1 protein-coding gene and 1 pseudogene are annotated in these 5003 nt (G+C 58.8%); both read left to right on the forward strand.

Annotation, left to right across the window (positions count from 1 at the left end):
* Nucleotides 1-25 precede the first annotated feature (25 nt).
* Nucleotides 26-2698 (forward strand): pyruvate dehydrogenase (acetyl-transferring), homodimeric type, encoded by a 2673-nt coding sequence (gene aceE, locus HZU72_RS23465; protein ID WP_180096355.1) that lies wholly within the window; start codon nucleotides 26-28, stop codon nucleotides 2696-2698.
* A gap of 58 nt (nucleotides 2699-2756) precedes the next feature.
* Nucleotides 2757-5003: pseudogene (locus tag HZU72_RS23955) on the forward strand (2-oxo acid dehydrogenase subunit E2); the annotation flags it as partial.

Raw genomic sequence — 5003 nt, forward strand, 5'->3', positions numbered from 1 at the left:
TTTATCGTCATTCGGAGAGACCTCTATGAGTCTGGAGACAAGAGAAGATCTCGATCCGATCGAAACCACGGAATGGATTGATTCCCTGGAATCGGTATTGGATCGTGAGGGCGAAGATCGTGCCCGCTACCTGATGACCCGCTTGGCGGATCGCCTGCGCCGGGACGGCATGAAGGTGCCCTTCTCGGTGACGACCCCGCACCGTAATACGATCCCGGTTCACCGCGAAGCACCGATGCCTGGCGACCTGTTCATGGAGCGCCGTATCCGCTCTTTGATCCGTTACAACGCCATTGCCCAGGTGATTCGTAATAACCGCGCCAAGCCGGGCCTGGGTGGCCACATTGCCAGTTTTATGTCCTCGGCCACCCTGTATGACGTGGGCTTTAACCACTTCTTCCGCGCCCCTCAGGGCGACTTTGCCGGTGACCTGATTTATATCCAGGGCCACGTAGCACCGGGCATCTACGCACGCTCCTATTTGGAAGGGCGTCTATCGGAAGAGCAGATGGACAGGTTCCGCCAGGAAGTCGATGGCGATGGCCTCTCGTCCTACCCGCACCCGTGGTTAATGCCGGACTACTGGCAGTTCCCCACGGTCTCCATGGGGCTTGGCCCGATTCAGGCTATCTATCAAGCGCACGTGATGAAGTACCTGCATCACCGTGAGCTGAAGGATATGTATGACCGCAAGATCTGGTGCTTCATGGGCGACGGCGAGTGTGACGAGCCGGAATCCCTGGGCGCCATTTCACTGGCCGGTCGCGAAAACCTCGACAACCTGATCTTCGTCATCAACTGTAACCTGCAGCGCCTTGACGGCCCTGTACGCGGCAACTCGCGGGTGATGGACGAATTCGAAGGCGTCTTCCGTGGTGCGGGCTGGAACGTGATCAAGGTCGTCTGGGGGCGTCACTGGGATCCGCTGTTCGAGAAGGACAAGAAAGGCATCCTTCAGAAACGCATGGACGAAGCGGTCGACGGCGAGTACCAGAACTACAAAGCCAACGGCGGCGCTTACACCCGTGAGCACTTCTTCGGCAAATATCCCGAAACCGAGGCGATGGTCAACGACCTCTCCGACGACGATATCTGGAAGCTCAACCGCGGTGGCCACGACCCGTTCAAGGTTTACGCGGCGTATAACGAGGCGGTTAACACCTCCAATGGCAAGCCCACGGTCATCCTGGCGCATACCGTTAAAGGCTACGGCATGGGCAGCGGCGATGGCGAAGCGGCCAACGAAGCGCACCAGGTCAAGAGCATGGAGTATGAAGCGCTCAAGACCTTCCGCGATCGTTTCGGTATTCCGTTAACCGACGAGCAGCTCAAAGACGTGCCCTACTACAAGCCGGAAGACGACTCTCCCGAGCTCAAGTACATGCACCTGCAGCGCGAGCGTCTGGGCGGCTACCTACCCAGCCGCCAGAGCGACTTCGAGGCACTGGAGATCCCCAGCCTCGAAGACAAGACCTTTGCCTCGCAAATGGGCGGCTCGAAAGGACGTGAAGTCTCGACCACCATGGCATTTGTGCGGGTGCTTAACGGCCTGGTCAAAGATAAGACGCTGGGCAAGAAGGTGGTGCCGATTATCCCTGACGAAGCGCGTACCTTCGGTATGGAAGGCATGTTCCGTCAGTTGGGTATCTACACCTCGGAAGGTCAGAAGTACGAGCCGGTGGATAAAGGCCAGATCATGTTCTACCGCGAGGATCAGAAAGGTCAGATTCTCGAAGAGGGCATTACCGAAGCGGGCGCCATGTCGGCCTGGATCGCCGCGGCAACCTCCTACAGCAACAACAACGTCACGCTACTGCCGTTCTACATCTACTACTCGATGTTTGGCTTCCAGCGCATCGGTGATCTGGCCTGGGCGGCGGGTGACCTGCAAGCCCGTGGCTTTATGGTCGGCGGCACCGCCGGGCGTACCACGCTTAACGGCGAAGGCCTGCAGCACCAGGATGGTCACAGCCTGATTCAGGCCTCCACCATCCCCAACTGCCGCAGCTACGACCCGACCTATGCCCATGAAGTGGCGGTCATTGTTCAGGATGGCTTGAAGCGCATGTTCACCGACAAGGAGAACTGCTTCTACTACCTGACAGTGATGAACGAGAACTACGAGCACCCCGCGCTGGAAAACGTCCCCGCCGACGATATCGTCAAAGGCATGTACCTGCTGCGCGAAACCCAGGGCGACAAGGGCCGCGTTCAGCTGCTGGGTTCTGGCACGATTCTGCGCGAAGTGGAAGCCGCCGCCGAACTGCTCGAGAACGATTGGGGCATCGGTGCCGACATCTGGAGCGTGACCAGCTTTAACGAGCTGCGTCGTGAAGCGCTGCTGCTGGATCGTGAAGCCTTTTTGAACCCGGACGCCGAGGCCACCAAGCCTCATGTCACCAAGTGCCTGGAAGGGCGCGACGGCCCGGTGATCGCGTCGACCGACTACATGAAGCTGTATGCCGATCAAGTGCGCGCCTGGGTACCGGGTGACTACACTGTACTGGGTACCGATGGCTTTGGCCGTTCAGACACCCGCGAGAAGCTGCGCTACTTCTTCGAAGTAGATCGCTACTTCGTGACCGTGGCGGCGCTACGTGCGCTGGCTGAGCGTGGCGAGATTGATCGCAAGCAGGTTGGTGAAGCGCTTAAAAAGTACGGCATTGATGCCCATAAGCCTAACCCGCTGACTAGCTAAACCGCTGACCGGTGGGCGGTGGCCCACCGGCTCGATCCGATTTGGAAGGAGCGCGACCTTGAGTAGCGAAATCATCAAAGTTCCCGATATCGGCGGCGATACCGATGTCGAAATCATCGAGATTGCGGTGTCAGAAGGCGACGTCATTGAAGCGGAAGACACCCTAATCACGCTGGAATCCGACAAAGCCAGCATGGACGTACCGGCCCCGAAAGGCGGCAAGGTACTCAAAGTGCTGGTCAAAGAAGGCGATAGCGTCTCGGAAGGTGACGATATCGTTGAGCTGGAAGTCGAAGGCGGCGGCGACGAGAAACAAGAGAGCTCGTCTGACAGCCAGCCTGAAGAGGCCCCCGCGAAGCAAGAGAAACCCAAAGAGCCGTCTCAAGAGCAGAAGCCTGCGGCTAAAACGTCCGCCGGCGGTCAGCAGACGGTGGATATCAAGGTGCCCGATCTCGGCGGCTCGGACAGCGTCGAAATTATCGACGTCGCGGTCAGTGAAGGCGATGAGGTTGAGGCCGAAGACACCTTGATCACGTTGGAGTCTGATAAAGCCTCCATGGACGTGCCCAGCCCGTATAGCGGTAAGATCATCAGCTTTACCGTGAAAGAGGGCGACACGGTGTCTGAGGGCGATGTGATCGGCCAGATGGAGATCGTTGGCGAAGGNGTTGGCGAAGGCGGCGACAGCGAAGACGCGCCGGAAGAGAGCGCTTCTTCTGAGCAATCGTCTAGCCAAGCCAGTAGCGAGCCGGAAGAAACGGCTGAAGATGATCAGGAAGAGGCCGCTAGCGGCGAGCCGGAGCGCAAAGAGATTCGCGTACCGGATCTTTCTGGCTCCTCTGATGTGCCGATTATCGAGATCGGCGTAGCGGCGGGTGACGAAGTCAATGAAGAAGATCCGTTGATCACCCTAGAGTCTGATAAAGCCTCTATGGACGTGCCCAGCCCCTATAAAGGCAAGCTCCTTGAGCTGACCGTTAAAGAGGGCGACACCGTCTCTGAAGGCGATGTGATTGGCTATATGGAAGTGGCTGGTGCTAAAAAAGCGGCACCGAAAAAGGCCGCACCAGAAAAAGCCTCGCAGAGCAGTGACAGCAAGGACAGCGCTAAACCTTCTGAATCTCCGGCGGGTACCCCCAGCCCGGAAGCACAGATGGCCGCCCATAAGCCCCGGGATGGCAAGCTGGTGCACGNTGGCGACAGCGAAGACGCATCGGAAAAGGCGGCTCCCGAACCAGATCCATCAGGTAAAGCCCTGTCTGAAAAAACTCAGCCTGAAACAGCTCAGCCGAGCAAGTCTGCCGAGTCCCCGGCCGGTCCCCCCAGCCCGGAGGCGCAGATGGCCGACCATAAGCCCCGGGATGGCAAGCTGGTGCACGCCGGCCCTGCGGTACGCATGCTGGCCCGTGAGTTGNGCCGGCCCTGCGGTACGCATGCTGGCCCGTGAGTTGGGCGTCGACTTGGGACTCGTTAAGCCCAGCGGCCCGAAGGATCGCGTGCTCAAAGAGGACGTGCAGTCCTATGTGAAGCAGGCGATTGCCAACCAAGGTAAAGCTCAGCCAGGCGCGGCAGCCGCTGCCACCGGTGGTGCGGGTATTCCGCCCATTCCGGAAGTCGACTTCAGCCAGTTTGGTGAAGTGGAAGAGAAACCGATGGGGCGTCTGCTCAAAATGGGCGCGACCAATCTGCATCGCAGCTGGCTGAACGTGCCCCACGTCACCCAGTTCGACGAAGCGGACATCACCGAGCTGGAAGCTTTCCGCAAGGCGATGAAGGCCGAAGTGGAAGCCCAGGGCGCCAAGCTGACACCGCTGCCGTTCATGGTTAAAGCCTGCGCCTTTGCGCTGCGTAAGTTCCCGCAGTTCAATGTTAGCCTGAAGGGTGACGGTGAAACCCTGGTATGGAAGAACTACGTCCATATCGGTATTGCCGTGGATACGCCTGACGGTCTGATGGTGCCAGTAGTGCGCAACGCCGATAAGAAATCCTTGATCGAGATTGCCAAGGAGATGGCCGAGCTAGGCAAGAAAGCCCAGACCAAAAAGCTCAAGCGCGACGAGATGACCGGTGGCTGCTTCACCATTTCGAGCCTCGGTTCGATTGGTGGCACGGCGTTTACCCCGATCGTTAACGCGCCGGAAGTGGCTATTCTGGGTGTATCCAAAGCGCAGATGAAGCCGGTTTGGGATGGCAGTGCCTTCCAGCCGCGCCTGATGATGCCGCTGTCGCTCTCCTACGATCACCGTGCGATCAACGGCGCCGACGCAGCACGCTTTACCGCCTTCCTGGCCGATGTGCTCACCGA

The sequence above is a fragment of the Vreelandella sedimenti genome, from assembly GCF_013416325.1.
GTDB classification, from domain to species: Bacteria; Pseudomonadota; Gammaproteobacteria; order Pseudomonadales; family Halomonadaceae; genus Vreelandella; species Vreelandella sedimenti.